We start from the raw sequence: 537 nt of genomic DNA, 5'->3' as shown, positions 1-537 counted from the left end.
AAAAGGGATCGTTCGACGTCGACGATTTTAGTCGAACTTCTCCTTTATGTACTAGGCTCCTCCTTACACAGCTGGGCCGTTCATATAAATTTTAGCCAGGGGTGGCTGGGGGACGGGGAGACTCCTGCAGGAGAAAGAGGTAGGCGAGACCCCGGACTGAACGGAGTGAGGGAGGAGGCTCGACAGCTCGCCTGCGGAAAGCGAGTCGTCCCCCAGCCACCCCAACCACTTATAAACGTAAACGGCCTAACTTCACCACACTCTAACAGAGCCTAAACTATAAAGCGAGGTGTTACAATGTGGTTCGATGAGGAACTGACTTCTTATCATGAAGGCTTTGAAATCAGAGGGACTGGATTTAGTGTAGTAACCAAAATCCAAGAAGGAATCGTTCATATGATTGACTTCGGAGACGTGGATGTTATTCCAATAGAACGGGAAATGAGCCGGTCGTTTGTTGATGAACTGATCTCCTCTTTCCCGAAGACCGTGACAAAGGCACTGCCCCGTTATCGCGGGAAGAACGCTGATCTTGTT

At 49.7% G+C, this 537-nt stretch carries 1 protein-coding gene; it reads left to right on the top strand.

Features of this window, described 5'->3' with window-relative positions; genetic code table 11:
* Positions 1–297: 297 nt before the first annotated feature.
* A partial coding sequence (locus tag ACGTN6_RS20995; protein WP_394595045.1) for a hypothetical protein occupies positions 298–537 on the top strand: 240 nt, incomplete at its 3' end.

The organism is Halomonas sp. B23F22_20, from assembly GCF_043496985.1.
In the GTDB taxonomy this organism is placed as follows: Bacteria; Pseudomonadota; Gammaproteobacteria; order Pseudomonadales; family Halomonadaceae; genus Halomonas.
This window is presented reverse-complemented; position numbering and strand designations above follow the sequence as displayed.